The following is a 19,044-nucleotide window of genomic DNA, read 5'->3' as shown; positions in this document are numbered from 1 at the left end:
GGGGGAAACCTTTCTTCAGAAAGGTTTCCCCCCGGTCTCTTTAACCCCGGCCTCGCTTTTGGGGCAGGAAGCGCGCAGGTGGCACACGGCGCAGCCCCCGGCGTAGGGATCGTGGGTCATGACGGCGTATTGGACGCTGACGCTGCCGGCATCGTTCCAGACCAGACCCAGCCGCTCCAGGCGACGTTTGAGATCGCGGTCGGGCGTAGGCAGCGGCGCGCAGAAACCGGCCTCGATTTCCGGCACGCATTGCGCCGCCGCTCCCATGACCATGGACACGGCCAAGTTGTGCAGGGCGAAGCCTTCCGACGGCGAACGCGTCCAGGCTTCCTCGACCAGGCCCTCGGCCACGGGCTCCAGGAAAAAAAGCACCACTCCCCGACGCGCGCCGGGAGCCGAGAACCGGTAGCCTTTCAGGTGCTCTTTGAAAGCGTCCCAATGCTCAAGGCACAGGTCGCACTGCGCCTGCTCCACCTTGGCCGCCCCGGAAACCTTGAGAAACAAAAAAAGATCGAACTCCGGATTGGGATCGAGCTTTTCCATGTTGATCTTGCCCAAACTCTCCTCCCCTATCGAATTCGCCCGGATGTAGCCCAGCGAGGCCGCAACCTCAAGACCTGACCGGGCAAAAGCCAGTCGCGTAGTGTCATTGCAACCATCTCCGGCAAGGCACCCCTCTTGCTTTCGCAGTTATTTTGTTCTAACATGTGACGCGAAGTTATCTCTTCCGCCTGGATGTTGTTTCGCCAGGGCGGCTTCGTTCCCGCAGAAATTCCACCGTGAACAGGCCTGCCAAGCCTACGGAAGTCGCAGGTTGTTTGGCGCACCCGCGCAATGCCACTTGACAACGCCAGGAGAAACCATGCGCTCAAAAATACGCCTCTCGACGAAGCTCGTCCTTTCTTTCGGTTTACTGATAGTATTGCTCATTTTTAGCAATGTCACGGCCATATATCTCCTGTCGAACACAAACTCCAATATCATAGACCTTTCGCAAAACTGGCTTCCAAGTGTGGATGCCCTCGCGAATATCAAAAATTCGATTGATACTTCATACCGTATGGAATTGATGCATATCCTTTCCACCGACAAAGCCAGCATAGAAAAATACGACTTAATGATAGCTTCCGTTGACAAAGAGACAAACGACCAGATCTCAACATACGAAAAGCTCATCAGTTCAGACCACGAGCGCAACATCTTCAATCAATTTCAAAAGGATTTTGCCCAGTATAAAACAGTAGCCACACGTCTTCTTGACCTTTCGCGCCAAAATGAAAACGAAAAAGCCAAAGCGTTGGCCGAAGGGGAGTCGAAAGAGTCCTTTACCAACGTGACCGAAGAGTTGGGCAAACTTATCCAGATCAATAAGGAAGGCGCCAAGACTTCGGCCATCGCCGGCAACACGGCTTACAACCAGGGCCGCACCATGCTCATCATACTTGCGATCGCCTCCACGCTGATCGGCTTGGCCGTGTGCGCCGTGATCATACGCGGTGTTTCGCGTCAGCTCGGCGAGGACCCGGCCTATCTGCATGAAGTGGCCAGTCGCATCGCGGCCGGCGAGATGGACATTCGCTTCAAGGACCACACGGGCGACGGCGGGGTGTTCGCCGTGCTCAAGCAGATGGTGGAGAACCTGAAGCTGAAAATCGCGGAAGCGGACGGAAAGACGGCCGAAGCGGCCGAGGAAGCGAAAAAGGCCCATCAAGCCACCGAAGCCGCCGACAAGGCCCGTCTCGAAGCCGAAAACGCCAAGGCCGAAGGCATGTTGCAGGCGGCCCAGCGTCTGTCCTCCGTGGTCGATATCCTGTCCTCGGCCTCGCAACAGCTTTCGGCCCAGGTCGAGCAATCCAGCCAGGGCGCGGAAGACCAGTCGCGACGGCTGGGCGAGACGGCCACGGCCATGGAGGAAATGAACGCCACGGTGCTGGAAGTGGCCAAAAACGCCTCCCAGGCGGCGGAGACCTCGGCCCAGGCCCGGGGCAAGGCCGAGGAGGGCTCGAACGCCGTGAGCCGAATGGTCGCCTTCATGGAGCAGATCAACACCAATTCCCGCCAATCCCTGGAGGAAATGGGCATCCTGGGCAAGCAGGCGGAAAACATCGGCCAGATCTTAAACGTCATCTCCGACATCGCCGACCAGACCAACCTGCTGGCCCTCAATGCCGCCATTGAGGCGGCTCGGGCCGGCGAGGCCGGACGCGGCTTCGCCGTGGTCGCCGACGAGGTGCGAAAGCTCGCCGAAAAGACCATGACGGCCACCAAGGAAGTAGGCGAGGCCATCGGCGGCATCCAATCCGGCACCCGCAAAAACTACGACAATGTGGCCCAGTCGGTCGGCGCCATCGGCGAGGCCACCACCCTGGCCGGCAAGTCCGGGGAGATGTTGCACGAGATCGTCAGCCTGGTCGACGCCAGCGCCGATCAGGTCCGCTCCATTGCCACGGCCTCGGAACAGCAGTCCTCGGCCAGCGAGGAAATCAACCGCTCGGTCGAGGAGGTCAACCGCATCGCCTCGGAAACCATGGATGCCCTGCGCCAGTCCTCCCAGGCCGTGGGCGAGTTGGCCCAGCAGGCCCAGGAACTCAACACCATGGTCCAGGAGATGCAGGGATCGGGCGGCGCGGCCGCCGGTCCCAAGTCCCTGCCCCACGCCGGCCGCCGCCGCGCTCTGGCATAAGGAGTGAGAAGAGGGAAGAGAATGCGAGAGGGGAAACCCTTTAAAAAGGGTTTCCCCTCTCGCGCTCTCCCCTTCCTAAACCTTTTAATAAGGCTTCGAAGCCTTGCTTCCCCCAGTGAGTGAACAATAAAGCCCCCGGCCGTGATTGCGACCGGGGGCTTGTGCTTGCGATGGGGCGAGCCAAGGTCAGCGCAGGGCGGCCTTTGTGGCGAAATAAATGATGCCGCCCGCCCCGAGAAGGACCAGCGCCAGGACAAAGACGACTTGCCGGCTGAGTCCGAAACGCCGGGCGGAAGTGTCCTGGTCCATGGCCTTGGCGCGCCTGAGGGACAGGACGACCAGCGGGATCGCGACGAGCAGGCCGCAGATTTCCAGCACCGTTAAGAGAGGCGGCATGGGATCGGCCGAGACCGGGAAAATCCCGGCCAGATCGAGCAGATACACAAGCGCGTAAAGGAGGCCGCAAAGCGCCGCTTCCACGAAAGCCGCCCGCCGCCCACGAAACGCCCAATACGCCACGACCAGGCTGCCTATGCCAAGGGTGGTGAGAAACGTGTTGAATGTGAGCACCGCCACAGGAGACAGCACGGAAAAACCGCGCGTCTCCACCGGGCCTCCCGGGACCATGACGGCCAGGAGCGCCATGGACAGAACCAATAGAAAAGCGATCACGTAACGCGCCTCAATCCGCATACAACCCTCCACCAGCGTTCTTTAACCGCCTCACCGGCCACCGCCGTCCGCGCCAAGAAGTGCAAGCATCGCCGCCGCGTCGGCCGTGGGCGGCTGGCATGAGCCGGCCCGGCAGACATGGGCCGCCGCCGCCTCGCCAAGGGGCAGTTGGAACCGGGTATAAGGCGCGATGGCCGCGATTTCCGGGTCATCCTCTCCGGCCGGGCGCAGCACCACCGCCACTTCGGGCAGGTAGCGGTCGAAGATTGTCCGGGCCAGGGCCTGGGTGTCGGCCGCGTCGGGATCGCCGGCCAGGGTCACCTCGGCCGCCGGGGCCAGCATCTGGGACAGGCCGCACAGGAAAAAGGCATAGCCCGAGGGATGCTCGGCCACGCGCCCCCCCGCCGCCTTGGCAAGCTTTGCCGCTTCCTCCCGGAACGACTTCTCGCCGGTCAGGCGGAACAGCGTGGTCAGGACGAAAAAAGCCACGCTGTTGCCCGAGGGCACGGCCGCGTCGTAAAAGGTCTTCTGGCGCAAAAGCAGCGTCTCGCCGTCGTCCGGAGCCAGAAAGAATCCGCCGTCCGCGTCGCCGAAATGGGCGATCACGGCCTTGGTGAGGGCCACGGCCCGCTTGAGGTAACGCGGCGCGAACACGGTCTGGTAGAGTTCGGCAAGGCCCCAGGCCAAAAAGACGTAATCATCGAGCAGTCCCGCCACGGCCGCCTCGCCCTGGCGCAGCCGGTGCAACAGCCGGTCCCCGGGCAAGGTCATCTTTTCCAGAAGGAAATCCGCCGCCGCAACCGCCAGCGCGGCAAGCCCCTCATCATTGAACGCCCGGGCCGCCTTGGCCAAAGCGGCCAGCATCAGTCCGTTGTTATCCGTCAGCACCTTGTCGTCGCAAAGCGGGCGTACCCGCTTTTCCCGAACGGCCAGCAGCGCGGCGCGGCACGTTTCCAGGCGCGCGACCAGCGCGGCAACGGTTGTATCCATCCCCGCCGCAACATCCGTCAGCGACCGAGGCAGATGGAAGATGTTGGCTCCGGTGGCCACGCCCGTGGCTTCGTCGCGGAAATTCCCGGCCGCCTCCACGCCGTAAACGTCGATGACAAGCCGGGCATCCTCTGGGGGCAGCGCCTCACGGATTTCCGCTTCGCTCCAGAGGTAGAACTTGCCCTCGACCCCTTCGCTGTCCGCGTCCTCGGCGCTGTAAAACACCCCATCGGGACTCGTCAGGTCGCGCCGGACATACTCCAGGACCTCAAGCGCCGTATCCTTGAGCCAGGCTTCGCCCGTCGCCTGCCAGGCCTCGACGCAGGCCATGACGCAAAGCGCCTGGTCGTAGAGCATCTTTTCGAAATGGGGCACCAGCCAGCCCGCGTCGGTGCTGTAGCGGTGGAAGCCGAAGCCGACATGGTCGTACACGCCGCCGCGCCGCATGGCGGAGAGCGTCGCCGTGACCATGGCGAGGAGGTCCAGATTTCCGGTCCGGCGGTATTCGCGAAGCAAAAGCAACATGTTGTGGGGTGTGGGAAACTTGGGCGCCCCGCCGAAGCCGCCGTTTTCGGCGTCAAAGGCGGCGGCCAGATCCTTGCCCGCGGCCTCCAACTCGGCTAGGCCGGGCTCGGCTGGGACCGCTGCGTCGTGGGTCGTGATCTGGTCGCGCACCGCGCCGAGAAGCTGGGCCGCGTTGCCGATGACCGCCTGCCGGTTGCTCTGCCAGGCCATGTGGACGCGTTGGAGCAGTTCGCGCATGCCGGTGCGCCCCATCCCTGATTCCTTGGGGAAATAGGTGCCGGCGAAAAAAGGCTGGCCGTCCGGGGTCAGGAACACGTTCAGCGGCCAGCCGCCCCGGCCGGTGAGCGCCTGGCAAAACGTCATGAAAAGCGTGTCCAGGTCCGGGCGCTCCTCCCGGTCGACCTTGATCGCCACCACGATGACCCGCATCAGCGCCGCGATGTCCTCGTCCTCGAAGCTCTCGCGCTCCATGACATGGCACCAGTGGCAGGTGGAATAGCCGATGGACAGGAATATGGGCTTGTCCTCGGCCTTGGCCAAGGCGAAAGCCTCTTCGCCCCAGGGATACCAGTCCACGGGGTTGTAGGCATGCTGCTGCAAATAAGGGCTCTTTTCGTTGATTAAGCGGTTGGCTTTGCGCGACATGGCGTCCTCCCTGGGGCTTTGTAACAGGGAAGGCGTCTTTTGCAACCGTTGCGCCGGAGCCGACCGCCCGTACCGGGCGCCGTTTCTCCTTGAAGCTTTTCCTATTCCACGGTATGGAATCCGATCTTATTGTGAAATCGGGAGCAAGCGATCCATGGCGGGAAAAACGGTGCTTCTGGTCGACGACGAGGCGGGATTGACGGCTGTTCTGGCCAAGCGCCTGAAGGCCCGGGGACTGACCGTGAAAACGGCCGGATCGGGCGAGGAAGGCCTGTCCGTCCTGGGTGACGACAAGGATATCGCCCTGGCCGTGCTCGACATCAACATGCCGGGCCTCGACGGCCTGGAAACCCTCAAGGCCATCAAATCCATGCGCCCCGAAGTGGAGGCGCTCATCCTCACCGGCTATCCTTCAGTGGAAAGTGCCCTGGAAGGCATGCGCCTGGGGGCCTACGAATTTCTGTCCAAACCCTGCGACATGGAAGAGTTGTACGCACGGGTGATGGAGGCGCTGGCGCGCGCCGACGCCCGGTAAAAGGGGAAGGCCATGACCATGAAAACCGTTTTGCTGGTCGATGACGAGGAAAACCTCCGATTCGCGCTCTCGAGCTGGTTGACCAAGCAGGGGCTCTCGGTGCTGACCGCCGCCTCCGGCGAGGAAGCCATCGACATCGTGCGACGCGACCCGGCCGTGGCCGTGGCCGTGCTCGACGTCAACATGCCGGGCTTAAACGGCATCGAAACGCTCACGGCGCTCAAATCCATGCGCCCCGGGCTCGAATCGATCATCGTCACCGGCTACCCCACCGTGGAATATGCGCTGGAGGGCATGCGCCTGGGGGCCGTGGAGTACTTAAGCAAGCCCTGCGACATCCACCACCTCTTCGAAGTGGTGCAAAAGGCCCTGTCCCGGGCGGCCAGCAACCCGCGTTTTGCCAACGACGGCTCCAACGCGGCCGATCCGGCGGAGACCAGGGGATGAAGCAGCTGCAACGAATTCTCAATAACGTCATCAATCGCACCAACATCAACCTGCGGCGCAGTTCCATCGACGTCGGCCCGTATGTCAGCGGCGCGGTTCCCCAGGAAAAGTACGCGCAGTTCTACGCGTTTTACGCCGTCTCCACCGAGCACCCCCTGTTCTTCAACTTCCAGTGCTCCTCCCTGGCCGGCTCCTACTTCTTCGGTAAATGCGACGTGCAGCATTCCGTGATGTACAAATGCGACGTCCGCGGCGATGAACTCAAATCCCTGTCCAAAGGCTTCAGTGTGGACGGCACCAACGTCCGGCTGCACAGCGACGAGGTCATCAAGATCGTCGACAGCTTCCTCAACAAGACACTCATCCACAGTTTCAGCCACGATCCCGAGTTTCCCGAGGAATTCCTCATCAAAAACACCGTGGCCCTGTCCTACGCCAACATCCATGGCTCCCCGGTCATGGGTTCCTTTCTGGGCCCCTTTTGCACCATCGACTTGTGCACCGTGCAAAACAGCTGCATCGGGGCCTACGCCTACGTCCAGGTAGCCGACCTGCAACCCTCGGTGATCGAACCCGGGCATATCTGGATTCGCAATAAATCCGGCGACGAGTTCATCTACAATTACGCGCCGGAAATCGTGTCCCGCTATATCTCCGTCGCACCGAACGAACGCGCCAAGGGACTGTTCATGGACTTCGTGGACAGCCACAAGCGCGATTTCGAACGGGTCTTCGGCTTCCTCTATGCCTCGCGGCCCGAATCCTACGCCCGTGGCTCCTTCGTCTCCCGCTACGCCGTGGTCAAGGGCGAAACCAGCATCGGCGAAAACGTCCTGGTGGCCCAACGCGCCTACCTGGAAAACGCCTATCTGGGTAAAGGGGCCAATGCCCAGGAAAACAGCTACGTGGTCGATTCGGTCCTCGAAGGCTACGACGTCACGGCCCACGGAGCCAAGATCATCGGCAGCCGGCTCGGCACCAACGTCTTCGTCGGCTTCAACTCCTTCCTGCGCGGCACGCCCGAAGCCCCGCTCACCGTGGGCGAAGGCGCGGTCATCGTGCCCCATACCATCATCGACCTGGTCGAGCCCGTCACCATCCCGCCCGGATACGTCGTCTGGGGCTATGTGACCAAACAATCCGACCTGGCCACCCAGGCCGTGTCCATCGAAGACTTCGCCAAAATCGACGGCGAGGTCGCCATCGGCCCCATGACCTTCAGCGGCAACGGCGAACGCTTCATCCGTGCCTTCCAGCACCGCATCCACCATATCCTCCACGATAACGGGGCCTACTACGACGGCAAGGACAACCTCGGCCATGCCCAGAAAACCAAAAACATTACCTACAACCTCATCCAGCCCTACGTGGAAGGCGGCTTCAAGGGTGTCTACCCGAACATACGCATCTTCCCCTTGTGCCCGGACGACCTCTGCATGTAGCCCCGCATCACCCGCACCCGACGCCCCGGCCCCGGATTTCCCTCCGGCCCGGGGCGTTTTTCATGGCCCGTACCCCCCTGTTGCCAAGCGGCCTCGTCTGTCGCATATACTGGAGGTTGGAGTTGACAGTTCCGTCACCCCGAAACAACGGGAGCGACGCCATGAACGCCAAAAAAGCCCTCATCATATCGGCCGACAATTTCGAAGATACCGAACTGCTCTACCCGCTCTACCGTCTCCAGGAAGCCGGCTTCCACGTCGATCTGGCCGCGCCCGAGGCCGGGGAGATCACCGGCAAGCACGGCTACACGGTCAAGGCCAACCTCGGCGTCGCCGCCGTGGAATCGGCCGGTTCGTGCGGCTACAGCCTGCTCGTGCTGCCCGGCGGCAAGGCCCCGGCAACCCTGCGAAAGATCCTCAAGGTCATCGATATCGCCACCGACTTTGCCTCCTCCGGCATTCCCATCGCCGCCATCTGCCATGGCCCGCAAATCCTGGTCACCGCCCGGCTGTTGCGCGGCCGCCACGCCACCTGCTACAAGACCGTCGCCAACGAACTCAAGGAAGCCGGCGCGCTCTATGAAGACAAGTCCGTGGTGGTCGACGGCCCCCTCGTCACCTCCCGCGAACCCGGCGACCTGCCCGACTTCATGCGCGAAGTCATGCGCAAGGTCGGCTAGTGTCGCGTTCTCTAAAAAATATGACAATATTTTTTAGAGAAAAAATAATTATTTTAATATATTATTCTCAAAATTTGTATGCACGAATTTCGAGAACGCGACACTAGGAGGGAAGAGGGGGAGAGAGGCATCGGGGGGGCGGAGCCCCCGCCGCCGCCAACACATGGAGGGACTCCCCGCAATGCCGCATGCCGTTTTCCTACGCCGTTTCGCCGGCTACGACGCGCCGGAGCTGGATGCTGTCGTGGCCGAACTGCTGACGTCCGCCGGATGCCCGGTCGGACGCGGCGACACGGTGCTGGTCAAGCCCAATCTCGTAGCGCCCCGCAATATGGCCTTGTCCTGTTCCGAGCCGCGTGTCGTGCGGGCGGTCTGCCGGCATCTGCTGGCTCTGGGGGCGATCGTGACCGTGGCCGATTCCCCGGCGTTTGGCACAGGGCGCATCATGGCCAGGCTGTCGGGGCTTACCGAGGCGCTCGCCCGCCTGCCGGTAACGGTGACCAGCCTGAACGGGCCGCGCCAAATGCGGTTGGCGCATGGGGGGCGCATCGGCATTTCCCGGCTGGCCCTGGAGACGGACCACATCGTGAGCGTGGCCCGGTTCAAATGCCACGATCAGATGGGGCTGACGCTGGCGGTCAAAAATTTCTTCGGCTGCGTCTGCGGATTTCGCAAATCGATGGCCCACCAGCGCCTGGGCAAGGACCGGGGCCGGTTTGCCCGGATGATCCTGGACGTCCTGGCCGCCTTGCCACCCACGACCTCGCTTTTGGACGGCATCACGGCCATGCACAAGCACGGCCCGGCCTACGGCGAGGCGTTTCCCTTGGGGATGCTGGCGGCGGCGGCCAATCCGGTGGCCCTGGATACGGCCGTTTACACCCGGTTCGGGCTCGCGCCAGAGGACATTCCGCTCTGGGCGCAGGCCAACGTCCTGGGACTTCCGGGAGCAAAGGCCGAGGACCTCGTTTTCCCCATGGAGCGGCCGGACGCCTTCGATATCGCCGGTTTCGAGCTCCCCGCCGCGCTTTCGCCGCTTTGCTTCGAGCCCAAACGTTTCGTCACGGGCCGGCTGCGCAGCCTCATGCTCACTTTTGGCCGTACCCCCAGGTCCCGTTGACACGCGGTCAAAGACGGCTACCTTCTCCCCCCATGCCAATACGCGCACGCTGCCGCCACCTTGTGGCCGGCCAGGTCCAGGGTGTGGGATTTCGCCCATTCGTCTACAGGCTGGCCCGGGAGCTTGAACTCGGGGGATTCGTCCAGAACACGCCTGAGGGCGTGGTTATCGAGGTCGAGGGCACGACGGACGCGGTCGCCGCTTTCGGCCGCCGCCTGCCGGCGGAGATTCCGCCCCTGGCCCGCATTCTCCATCACGACCAAACCCCGGCCGAACCAAGCGGCGAGACGGCGTTTCGCATCGACAAAAGCGCTCCCGGCAGCGGCCATGAGGTGCTTATAAGCCCGGACGTGGCCACCTGTCCCAACTGCCTGACCGACATGACCGACCCGGCCAACCGGCGCTACCGCTATCCTTTCACCAACTGCACCAACTGCGGGCCGCGCTACACCATCACCCGCAGCGTGCCCTACGACCGGGAAACCACCTCCATGGCCTGTTTCCCGCTGTGCCCGGACTGCGCCGCCGAATACGCCGACCCGGCCGACCGCCGGTTCCATGCCCAGCCCAACGCCTGCCCGGTGTGCGGGCCGAAGGTCTGGCTGACGGACGCCTCGGGGACACGCCTGGCCGAGGGCGATGCGGCCATCAGGCGTCTTGCCCGGGCCCTGGCGGACGGGGCCATCGCGGCCGTCAAGGGACTCGGCGGCTTCCATCTGCTGTGCGACGCGACCAACGATGCGGCCGTGCGGGAACTGCGCCAACGCAAACACCGGCCGTCCAAGGCCCTGGCGGTCATGGTGTCAAACCTCGACACAGCCGAACGCATCGGGGAGGTGGGCCCGCGCGCCCGGGAACTGCTCACCGGCACGGCGCGGCCCATCACCCTCGTGCCCGTGCGCCCGAAAAACGGGCTATCGCCGGCCATCGCGTCGGATACCACCGAAATCGGCATCATGCTCCCCTACACGCCCCTGCACCACCTCCTGCTTGGCGACTTTGCCGCGGCCATCGGCGGGGACCGTCCGGCGGCGCTGGTTGCGACTTCGGGCAATGCCGGCGGCGAGCCCATCAGCCTGGGCAACCGCGAGGCGCTGTCCCGACTTGCCGCCATCGCCGACATTTTTCTCCTGCATAACCGGGACATCCTGATCCGCACCGACGATTCCGTGGTCCGGCCCCTGGAAGCCGATGTCGCCCCGGACGGCGGGCATACGCCGCGGCACATGTTTCTGCGCCGGGCCAGGGGCTACGTGCCCAGTCCCGTCATTCTGCCCGTGTCCGGGCCGCCGGTCGCCGGGCTGGGGCCCATGCTCAAGGCCACGCTGTGCCTGACCAAGGGCAACCAGGCCTTTGTCAGCCAGCACATCGGCGACCTGGAATCCCTGGAAGCCTTCGGGTTCTACGAGGAGATCCTGGACCATCTGCAAGGGGTGCTCAAGGTGCGGCCCGAGGCGCTGGTGGCCGATCTGCACCCGGATTACCCCTCCACCCGCTTCGCCCTGGAACAAAACGCCGTGCCGGTGCTGCGCCTGCAGCACCATGTCGCCCACATCTACGCCGTCCTGGCCGAGCATGGCCTCAGGGAGCCGGTCCTGGGGTTGGCCCTGGACGGCACGGGCCTTGGCGAGGACGGCACGCTTTGGGGCGGGGAATGCCTGCTCGTCGATCCGGGCGCGGGAACCCATAAGCGGTTGGGACATTTCGCGCCCATGCGCCTGCCCGGCGGGGATGCGGCCGTGCGCGAACCCTGGCGCATTGCCCAGGCCTGCCATTTTCTTTTGGGCGACAAGGCGCCGGGCGACGGCCTGCCGTGGCCCTGGATCACGGGCCGGGAAAGCGCCACGCGGCTTGTCGGGACCATGCTGGAAAAAGGCCTCAACTGCCCGGTGACCACAAGCTGCGGCCGGCTCTTCGACGCAGTGGCGGCGGCCATCGGCGTGTGCCAGACCATCGACTACGAAGGGCAAGCGGCCATCCTGCTGGAGCGTGTCCAGGACATGGCGGAAACGCGACCGTATGCCTGCCCCGTCGACCTGTCCGCAAACCCGGCGCGGTTGGAAACGCTGGAGCTGTTCCGGCAGGCGGCAACGGACGCGGCGCGGGGGGAATCCGCAGGCCGTATCGCCCGCCGGTTTCATCTTGGTCTTGTCGCGGGTCTGGCCGCCCTGGCCGGAGAAATGGCCGCACGTACGGGCATCGCCCGGGTGGCGCTTTCAGGTGGGGTGCTGCAAAATCGAACGATTGCGACGCTCCTGCCGCCAGCCTTGCGGAAACGGGGCCTGATCCCGCTCAGCCAGAGAAGGGTCCCATCCAACGACGGTGGCCTCAGCCTGGGGCAAGCTTTCTATGGAGTTTTCGTGACGCGATGACACTTTTTACATATTTTTAATCAAGCTATAGATCGTTATTATCTATTCGATTAGTAGAAAATTATTGACAGCTTCATCGAAGCGACGTACGCATTCGCCGGTCCGATATCCTGCGTGGTTGCCGATACGGCCGTAGCGCGTATTTTCAAGAAAAGAATAATAGTTCAAATGTGTTGCCACCAAAACCCGTAGAGAATCCTTCCAGGGGCGCAACACGAGGCCAGAAGATGCGTGTTGCCATACGGTCGGCAGCCCTCGCCTGTCCGGCAGACGTGCTCCTCGTCGCAGCGGGCCGACGACGAGCAATCGGGCGAGTCGCTTATCACACCTCACTTTCCCCCTCGAAGCGACCGTTTGCTGCCACGAACAAATGCGCGGCCCAATGGGACACACGACCAAACACGTGTTGCGACAAAGGATAGATTTCCTTTTCAGGCGTATCCCAAAGGGAACTGGGGCCCTCGGCATAGTGCTTTTCATATCCTACCGTTAACATGCCAACGCTTCGCCGGATCGTAGCAGTGCAATGCGCCTCGGAATCGGAGGATTAACCTCCTGCCACTTGTATTCTTGACTTATACTTTCGCAGCATTCATAATATTGCACTTGCGATCGGCTTGGCAGGTACTGACTTATATGCCGTTCCCAAAATGTCCTGAAAATCTCCCACCGATTATTGAAGATCGTATTTTCCAGCAGCCGTTGCCGGTCAATGTCGTCGGCCGTCGGATGTGTGGCAGAGGCAATGCGGAATAACTGACGAAAGCGCGATATTCGTGGCGAAAAAGAAACCGCCGCCCCATACGGGCGTCCCGCCACGGATAGTTGACGATAACCGATGTGCTCGGAGGCATTATGAACGAAGGGACCCCTCAGGAAACCATCAACCGCTTTGACGAAGCGTTCGACCGGATCAAGCAGGCGACGGGCATGCGCACCCAGGTGGAGATCGCCAAGATGCTCGATATCCGTCAGTCCAGCATTTCCGACGCCAAGCGCCGTCAATCCATTCCGGACAGTTGGCTGATCAAGTTGTACCAGATATACAACCTCAATCCCAACTGGATCATCGACGGAGAACAGCCGCAGTTTCTGGGCGATAAGCGTGGCGGTGCCCTGCATGTGCGGGAATCCGGCGACAGCTACGGCCGCAAGCCCAAGTATTACCAGATGCCCGTAGCCTCCATGTCCACGCCGGAACCGGAACAGGAAGACGCAACCGTCGCCAGCGCGGAAACATTGGCCGTTCCGGAACAATTCCATAAGGCATCTCTGGTCATCGTGCGCATGGACGAGAGCGACATGGAACCGGTCATCCATCGTGGAGCCTATGTGGGCATCGACAAGGACCGCAAGACCATTCGTTCTGGCGGCCTGTACGCCCTGGACATGCCCATGGAAGGTCTGATCATCAAACGTATCGTGCACGATGCCGAAAACAGCCGGCTCATTCTGCGCTCGGAAAACCAGACCTATGCCGATCAGTGCATTCCCGCCGACGGCGCGGCCGAGCGTGTTGTCGGCCGTGTCACCTGGGTTTTCCAGGAACTATAGCCCCGCCGGAAGACGCCGCCCGTCCCGCGGCAGCGCCGGGAACAGCGCAACGCTACGCCTGTTCCCGGCTCGCCCGCCGGGACGTTCTTCTCCCCGCCATACTGCGATTTCTCTATTTCGCCGGCGCGTTGACGCGTTCCGGGAAATCGTGTATCAGTTACGACTATTATAGATACAGAACTATTTTTTACAGTAAGTTGCTTTATAAAACCTGCCATGCAAAACACCGCCATGCAGGAGGCTGTGTGAAGCCCGATACCTTCGAAGACGCTTATGCCAGGATCCAGGCGGCCACGAAGACCCGGACCCAGACGGAGATCGCAACCCTGCTCGGCATCAAGCAATCCAGCATTTCCGACGCCAAAAAGAAAAATACCATCCCCGATGGCTGGCTCATCACGCTGTACCGGGCCTGCGGTCTGGAGCCGGACTGGATTTTATACGGGCAGAAGCCCGCTTCCCGGCGGGAGGGCTTTGCCATGGCCGAGGGCGTGCCTGGCGTGCACGAAACCGCCCACGAATACGCGGCCGCGCCCACGCGCACGACCGTGTATGCCATGGCCCGCACCGATCCCGAAACCGGGGCTTGGCAGCGGGAAAGCCTGGAAAGCATCCCGCTTATCGAGTCGCTGTCGCGGCCGCACTTGCTCGTGGTCAAAATGGACAACGCCGGCATGGAGCCGGTCATCCGCCACGGCGCCTATGTAGGCATCGATTGCGACGTCGTGCGTATGCGCACCGGCGAAATTTATGCCCTCGACTTTCCCGGCGAGGGACTCGTCATCAAACGCGTCGTGCGCGATCTCGAAGCCAAGCGGCTCTCCCTGCTCGCTGACAACCCCTCCCACCCGGCGCAGCATCTTCCCCTGGAAACCCCTGGGATCACCCCTGTCGGTAAGGCGATCTGGGTCATCCAGGAAATCTGAGCCTTCTTTTCATTCCGTTTCTGCCGCGCGCATTATAGCATTGCCGTATCCTGGGTGGAGACGGCTTTTTTTGTGTTCCACGCCTGGACAGCCCGGTGCGGAATATCTGAAAGGATTGTTTATTAATATATAGTATCAAATATATTTACATATAAATCATTCGTGCTTATTGTGTTGGAAAACCGGGGGTTCACATGGGACAACAAGCACGTGACGCCATTCTCGCCCGATTGAAGACAGCCCTTTGCGCCAGGGGGGCCAACGACGGCGCCAACCGCCTGGACCTTCTCACGAGCGCCTTGACGGCCGAAATGGATGCGGCCGCCTTCAGTTCATGGATCATGCGCCATTGCCGCGAATACGATCTCGATCCGGACTGGATCTTCCAGGGCAAGGGCCGGGACGCCCCGCCCGATTGTCCGGTGGCCATGACCCCGGTTTTCGCCATGGCCGTCACCCATCCCCGAACGGGCCACTGGCAGTTACGCGAGATCGAACGCATCGCCCTGGCTCCCCGTATCGTCGGCCCGAGCCGGTTCGTGATCCGCATGGACAGTCCGGCCCTTGAACCGCGCATCCACAAAGGGGCCTATCTGGTGGTGGATACCTGCCGGGACGCGAGGGATAGGCCACAGGCCGCCGCCCCGCAGGCGCGGGAAAAAACCGCTCCGTTCGCCCTGGATATCCTGGGCAAAGGGCTGGTGGTGCGCATGCTGCCCTACGGAGGAGGCGACGACGGGGAAACGACGGGAGAGGACAGCGGGATACCGCTTGAGGAAGCGGTGATCGGGGATACCGGGCATGCCCGCATCGTGGGGCGTGTCGTCTGGGTGGCGCAGGCCTTGTGAAAGGAGAGGACGGGGCCTCGAGCGCGCCCTATCCTTCCCGATCGTAGCGCCGGTTGCGCGGATCGAAGCAGAACTCGCAGCCGTGCGGCAAAATTAGGCGCACAAGCCCGAGCCCGGCGACGAACCCGCCGGCATGGGCCCAGAAGGCGACACTGCTGGCCCCGCTGCCGCTGACCGAGCCGCTGACGCCGGAAAGCAGTTGCAGGAAAAACCAGATGCCCAGAAAAACCACGGCCGGGAGTTCGATGATCCAGGGAAAGATGAAAATCGGAATGAGCGTCACCACCCTGGCCCGGGGAAACAGGCGGAAATAGGCCCCCATCACCCCGGCGATGGCCCCGGAGGCCCCGATCACCGGCATGGTGGCGTTCCAGTTGAATAGAATGTGGGTGCAGACGGCGATCACGCCGCAGGCCAGGTAGAACAGGGCAAACCGCAACGGCCCCAGCGCCTCCTCCACATTGTCGGCGAATATCCACAGCACCCACATGTTGAGCAGGAAATGCAGCCAGCCGCCGTGCAGAAACATGTAGGTGACCATGGATTCGTAGCCGCCCTTGGGGTAGCCCATGATGGCGGCATAGGCCGGATCGGTGAAGCGCGCCGGGACCACGCCATAGAGATACAAAAACTCGAACAGGACACGATTCGGCAGCAGTTGCTCGAAGAGAAAAAGCAGCGCGCACAGCGCAATGATCGTCCAGGTCACAAGCGGCCGGCGCGAACTGGGCACATTGTCACGAAGCGGTATCATTTCATTGCCCGTCTCCGCTGGCGGGCAGCGGCCCCGGCGCATAGCCCCGATCCCGCAGCCATTGCAGGCGATCGAACGCCTCCCGGCGACGCAACGCGGCCAGCCCGTCCAGGACATCCCGTCCCTGACGCGTCAAACTGTCCAGGTCGCCGTCATTGTCCACCACGAACCGGCATTTGGCCAGCTTGGCCGCCTCGGGCCACTGCCAGCCGTCCATGCGGTCGGCCAGATCCCCGTCCCAGCCACGCCCGCCGGTGAGGCGCTCCCGGCGCGTCCCCAAGGAACAACGAACTCCGACAACCATATCCGCAACGTCCTGCCAAGGCCAACCCGATTCGAAAAGCAGCGGCACCTCGGCAAAGGCCACCCGGGCCGTGACATTCGCTTGCAGGAACGCATCCAGTTCCGCCCGAACCAGCGGATGCACCAGTTCCATGACCTCCCGCCGGAAGGATTCGTTTTCAAGCATCCGCGTAAGCAACCAGACCTTGTCGACGGACCCGTCCGGTCCGAGCGCCTTCTCGCCGAAGCGCCCGGCCAACATGTGCGCCCCGCCGCCTCCCGGGGCATAGAGCCTCCCCACGGCCGCGTCGGCGGAAAAGACCGGATAGCCGGCCGCCTCAAAGACCTTGAGCAAGGCCGACTTGCCGCAGCCCGGCATGCCGACCAGCCCCACCCGTTGGCAGCGACGGCCAAGGAGCAGCAGCAACCGCCAGAAATCCGGAGGCGGCGGGCAGCGGTGGGAGCACGTCTCCCCGGTACCCGGATGGGTAAAAGACAGTTTCCAGGCGTGAAGCATCTGGCGCGTGGCCAGCCGGGCCAGGATGCCTGGCCGGCGTTTCCAGGCGGTATGTTGCAGTGCGCCGTAGACCGCATCCCCGACGATGGGATGGCCGATGGCCGCCAGATGCACCCGGATCTGGTGGGTGCGGCCGGTGAAAATGTCCACTTCCAGGAGGCTTGCCGAGTCGTCCGGCGCACTCCAGACCAGCCGCCAGCGGGTTCTGGCCTCGCGCCCGCCTTTGGCCGCCACCGCCATTTTGGTCCGATTCCTGGGGTCGCGGCCAATGGGCAACCGGATATCCCCACCGTCCCGCTCGGGCCGGCCGTGAACCAGGGCCAGATAGGTCTTGCGCACCCTTCTCGCCGCGAAATCGGCGGCCAGGGCCTGCCTGGCTGATTCGGTCAGGGCGACCAGCAACAGGCCGCTGGTGTCCTTGTCCAGACGGTGGACGATGCCCGGCCGTTCGCCGGCCATGTCGTGAAGCTGCGGGAAACGGTACAAGAGCCGGTTGATCAGCGTCCCCTCGGGCAGCCCCGGAGCCGGATGCACGGTGAGCCCGGCCGGTTTGTCCAGCACGACCACATCCGCATCGGCATGGAGCAGGGTCAGCGCCCCGGCCTCGGCCCCGGTCTCGCTGGAGAGTTTCGGCAGGCGCAGGGTCAGCGCCTCACCGCCGCGAAGCTTGGTTCCGGGTTTGCGGCAGGGAGCGCCGTCCACGGTCGCCTGCCCGTCCTCGATGGCCGTGCGCACCCGCGCCCGGGTGACGTCCTCTCCGGCCAGCCGGACACTCCAGAAGACATCCAGCCGCGTGCCCCGCCCGCCGTCGTCTGCCGGATCGAAAACCGCCTCGCACACCATGTCTTGTTGCATCACGCCTTCTTATCGCCTTGATAAAGATATCCGTTGCACGCCGGTGGCGTTTCCGGGCATCAATTGAACAAAGCTTATGATTTGGTTAGGTTGTTTTCCCTGATTGCGCCAGACAAAAAAGGAGCCGCCCATGCAGGCCGTCGTCTTTGAAAACGGGAGTGTCCATGTGGTCGAAAGGCCCGATCCCCGGCCGCTTGCCGGCGAAGCGCTGCTTCAGGTCCGCATGGCCGGCATCTGCAACACCGACCTGGAGTTGCTCAAGGGATACATGGGGTTTTCCGGCATCCCGGGCCACGAGTTCGTGGCCGCCGTGGCCGAGGCGCCGGGGAATTCGGAACTGGTCGGCCGGCGGGTGACGGCGGAAATCAACCTGGGCTGCGGCCATTGCCCGACCTGCCTGACCGCCGGGCCGCGCCACTGCCCCAACCGCACCACGCTCGGCATCGCCGGCAAGGACGGCGCGTTCGCCCGCTACGTCACCATGCCGGTCTCGCTGCTTCACGAAATCCCGGACACTGTCACGGACCGCGAAGCGGTGTTCATCGAGCCCCTGGCCGCCGCCCTGGAACCCGGGCAACAGCTCCATCTCACCGCCGACATGGCCGTGCTGGTCCTTGGCGACGGCAAGCTCGGCATCCTGTCCGCTTGCGCCCTGCGCCACCAGTGCCCGGACATCGTCCTGGCCGGCCGCCACGCCCGCAAACTGGCCATTGCCGCCGCCCAGGGCGTGGCCACGCGCCGCCACGACAGCCATGAAGGCCTCACCACCGCCTTGCTCAAGGAATTCAGTCGCTTCGACCTGGTCATCGAGGCCACGGGCCGCCCCGAAGGTCTGGCCCATGCCCTGGACCTGACGCGCCCGGAAGGGACCATCGTGCTCAAGACCACCACCTTTGCCGCGACCCCGGTCAACATGGCCCGGGTGGTGGTGGACGAAATCAGCCTCGTCGGCTCGCGGTGCGGCAATTTCCATCTGGCCACAGCCTCTCTGCGCGACAGGCTGGTGGACGTCTCACACCTCGTCGAAGCCGTCTACCCCTTTGCGGAATTTCCCCAGGCCATGGCCGCCGCCGCCCGCCCCGGCGCGTTGAAGGTGGTGGTGGAATTTTAACTGGGGGGAAACCTTTCTGAAGAAAGGTTTCCCCCCAGGCCCCCCTTCCCAAGACTTTTAACGGTCACAGGATGTTATCCAACTCT

At 63.0% G+C, this 19,044-nt stretch carries 16 protein-coding genes; 11 read left to right on the top strand and 5 right to left on the bottom strand.

The window, feature by feature from the left end:
* Positions 1-15: 15 nt before the first annotated feature.
* Positions 16-558, bottom strand: coding sequence for a hypothetical protein (locus ACMZ6R_RS17110; protein ID WP_416113694.1), 543 nt, complete (start codon positions 556-558; stop codon positions 16-18).
* A 304-nt stretch (positions 559-862) separates the two neighbouring features.
* Here ACMZ6R_RS17110 and ACMZ6R_RS17105 point away from each other — a divergent pair, with 304 nt between their 5' ends.
* Positions 863-2,683 carry a methyl-accepting chemotaxis protein gene (locus tag ACMZ6R_RS17105; RefSeq protein WP_416113692.1) on the top strand — a complete coding sequence of 607 codons (1,821 nt, stop codon included), beginning with the start codon at positions 863-865 and terminating at the stop codon, positions 2,681-2,683.
* A gap of 186 nt (positions 2,684-2,869) precedes the next feature.
* Here the strand turns inward: ACMZ6R_RS17105 and ACMZ6R_RS17100 are convergent, their stop codons facing one another.
* Together ACMZ6R_RS17100 and ACMZ6R_RS17095 are read right to left on the bottom strand one after the other, a co-directional pair.
* A complete protein-coding gene (locus tag ACMZ6R_RS17100) occupies positions 2,870-3,376 on the bottom strand; it encodes a hypothetical protein (protein WP_416113690.1) in 507 nt (168 codons plus the stop codon).
* Between the two features lie 30 nt (positions 3,377-3,406).
* On the bottom strand, positions 3,407-5,515 hold the full coding sequence (locus ACMZ6R_RS17095; protein ID WP_416113688.1) for a thioredoxin domain-containing protein: 2,109 nt from the start codon (positions 5,513-5,515) through the stop codon (positions 3,407-3,409).
* A gap of 154 nt (positions 5,516-5,669) precedes the next feature.
* Here ACMZ6R_RS17095 and ACMZ6R_RS17090 point away from each other — a divergent pair, with 154 nt between their 5' ends.
* From ACMZ6R_RS17090 to ACMZ6R_RS17050, 9 genes are all read left to right on the top strand, one after another.
* Positions 5,670-6,050, top strand: coding sequence for a response regulator (locus ACMZ6R_RS17090; RefSeq protein WP_416113686.1), 381 nt, complete (start codon positions 5,670-5,672; stop codon positions 6,048-6,050).
* Between the two features lie 12 nt (positions 6,051-6,062).
* Entirely contained in the window at positions 6,063-6,497 is a 435-nt protein-coding gene (locus tag ACMZ6R_RS17085; protein WP_416113684.1) for a response regulator, read from the top strand.
* On the top strand, positions 6,494-7,939 hold the full coding sequence (locus ACMZ6R_RS17080) for a transferase (RefSeq protein WP_416113682.1): 1,446 nt from the start codon (positions 6,494-6,496) through the stop codon (positions 7,937-7,939). Before ACMZ6R_RS17085 ends, ACMZ6R_RS17080 begins: the two co-directional genes overlap by 4 nt.
* Before the next feature lie 161 nt (positions 7,940-8,100).
* A complete protein-coding gene (locus ACMZ6R_RS17075) occupies positions 8,101-8,619 on the top strand; it encodes a type 1 glutamine amidotransferase domain-containing protein (protein WP_416113680.1) in 519 nt (172 codons plus the stop codon).
* A 181-nt stretch (positions 8,620-8,800) separates the two neighbouring features.
* Positions 8,801-9,739 (top strand): DUF362 domain-containing protein, encoded by a 939-nt coding sequence (locus ACMZ6R_RS17070; RefSeq protein ID WP_416113678.1) that lies wholly within the window; start codon positions 8,801-8,803, stop codon positions 9,737-9,739.
* 32 nt (positions 9,740-9,771) lie between these two features.
* Complete coding sequence (gene hypF, locus ACMZ6R_RS17065) at positions 9,772-12,111, top strand: carbamoyltransferase HypF (RefSeq protein ID WP_416113676.1); 2,340 nt, start codon at positions 9,772-9,774, stop codon at positions 12,109-12,111.
* Between the two features lie 855 nt (positions 12,112-12,966).
* On the top strand, positions 12,967-13,665 hold the full coding sequence (locus ACMZ6R_RS17060) for a LexA family transcriptional regulator (RefSeq protein WP_416113674.1): 699 nt from the start codon (positions 12,967-12,969) through the stop codon (positions 13,663-13,665).
* 245 nt (positions 13,666-13,910) lie between these two features.
* Positions 13,911-14,591 (top strand): LexA family transcriptional regulator, encoded by a 681-nt coding sequence (locus ACMZ6R_RS17055; RefSeq protein ID WP_416113672.1) that lies wholly within the window; start codon positions 13,911-13,913, stop codon positions 14,589-14,591.
* 194 nt (positions 14,592-14,785) lie between these two features.
* Positions 14,786-15,439, top strand: a complete 654-nt coding sequence (locus tag ACMZ6R_RS17050; RefSeq protein ID WP_416113670.1) for a hypothetical protein — start codon at positions 14,786-14,788, stop codon at positions 15,437-15,439.
* 28 nt (positions 15,440-15,467) lie between these two features.
* Here ACMZ6R_RS17050 and ACMZ6R_RS17045 read toward each other — a convergent pair whose 3' ends face one another.
* Together ACMZ6R_RS17045 and coaE are read right to left on the bottom strand one after the other, a co-directional pair.
* Positions 15,468-16,193, bottom strand: coding sequence for a rhomboid family intramembrane serine protease (locus tag ACMZ6R_RS17045; protein ID WP_416113668.1), 726 nt, complete (start codon positions 16,191-16,193; stop codon positions 15,468-15,470).
* A 1-nt stretch (position 16,194) separates the two neighbouring features.
* The gene (gene coaE, locus ACMZ6R_RS17040; RefSeq protein WP_416113666.1) at positions 16,195-17,847 is read right to left on the bottom strand and encodes a dephospho-CoA kinase; all 1,653 of its coding nucleotides are present in this window, start codon (positions 17,845-17,847) and stop codon (positions 16,195-16,197) included.
* Positions 17,848-17,977: 130 nt separating this feature from the next.
* On the opposite strand from coaE, the gene ACMZ6R_RS17035 reads away from it, so the two are divergent.
* Positions 17,978-18,958 carry an MDR/zinc-dependent alcohol dehydrogenase-like family protein gene (locus ACMZ6R_RS17035; RefSeq protein WP_416113664.1) on the top strand — a complete coding sequence of 327 codons (981 nt, stop codon included), beginning with the start codon at positions 17,978-17,980 and terminating at the stop codon, positions 18,956-18,958.
* Positions 18,959-19,044 lie beyond the last annotated feature (86 nt).

It is taken from the genome of Solidesulfovibrio sp. C21 (assembly GCF_047785625.1).
Classification (GTDB): Bacteria; Desulfobacterota; Desulfovibrionia; order Desulfovibrionales; family Desulfovibrionaceae; genus Solidesulfovibrio.
This window is presented reverse-complemented; position numbering and strand designations above follow the sequence as displayed.

What these genes read in the sequence shown, in the direction of transcription:
- ACMZ6R_RS17105 (WP_416113692.1), top strand. Translation starts at nt 863, where the DNA reads ATGCGCTCAAAAATACGCCTCTCGACGAAGCTCGTCCTTTCTTTCGGT.
- ACMZ6R_RS17100 (WP_416113690.1), bottom strand. Translation starts at nt 3,376, where the DNA reads ATGCGGATTGAGGCGCGTTACGTGATCGCTTTTCTATTGGTTCTGTCC.
- ACMZ6R_RS17095 (WP_416113688.1), bottom strand. Translation starts at nt 5,515, where the DNA reads ATGTCGCGCAAAGCCAACCGCTTAATCAACGAAAAGAGCCCTTATTTG.
- ACMZ6R_RS17090 (WP_416113686.1), top strand. Translation starts at nt 5,670, where the DNA reads ATGGCGGGAAAAACGGTGCTTCTGGTCGACGACGAGGCGGGATTGACG.
- ACMZ6R_RS17085 (WP_416113684.1), top strand. Translation starts at nt 6,063, where the DNA reads ATGACCATGAAAACCGTTTTGCTGGTCGATGACGAGGAAAACCTCCGA.
- ACMZ6R_RS17080 (WP_416113682.1), top strand. Translation starts at nt 6,494, where the DNA reads ATGAAGCAGCTGCAACGAATTCTCAATAACGTCATCAATCGCACCAAC.
- ACMZ6R_RS17075 (WP_416113680.1), top strand. Translation starts at nt 8,101, where the DNA reads ATGAACGCCAAAAAAGCCCTCATCATATCGGCCGACAATTTCGAAGAT.
- ACMZ6R_RS17070 (WP_416113678.1), top strand. Translation starts at nt 8,801, where the DNA reads ATGCCGCATGCCGTTTTCCTACGCCGTTTCGCCGGCTACGACGCGCCG.
- hypF (WP_416113676.1), top strand. Translation starts at nt 9,772, where the DNA reads ATGCCAATACGCGCACGCTGCCGCCACCTTGTGGCCGGCCAGGTCCAG.
- ACMZ6R_RS17060 (WP_416113674.1), top strand. Translation starts at nt 12,967, where the DNA reads ATGAACGAAGGGACCCCTCAGGAAACCATCAACCGCTTTGACGAAGCG.
- ACMZ6R_RS17050 (WP_416113670.1), top strand. Translation starts at nt 14,786, where the DNA reads ATGGGACAACAAGCACGTGACGCCATTCTCGCCCGATTGAAGACAGCC.
- ACMZ6R_RS17045 (WP_416113668.1), bottom strand. Translation starts at nt 16,193, where the DNA reads ATGATACCGCTTCGTGACAATGTGCCCAGTTCGCGCCGGCCGCTTGTG.
- coaE (WP_416113666.1), bottom strand. Translation starts at nt 17,847, where the DNA reads ATGCAACAAGACATGGTGTGCGAGGCGGTTTTCGATCCGGCAGACGAC.
- ACMZ6R_RS17035 (WP_416113664.1), top strand. Translation starts at nt 17,978, where the DNA reads ATGCAGGCCGTCGTCTTTGAAAACGGGAGTGTCCATGTGGTCGAAAGG.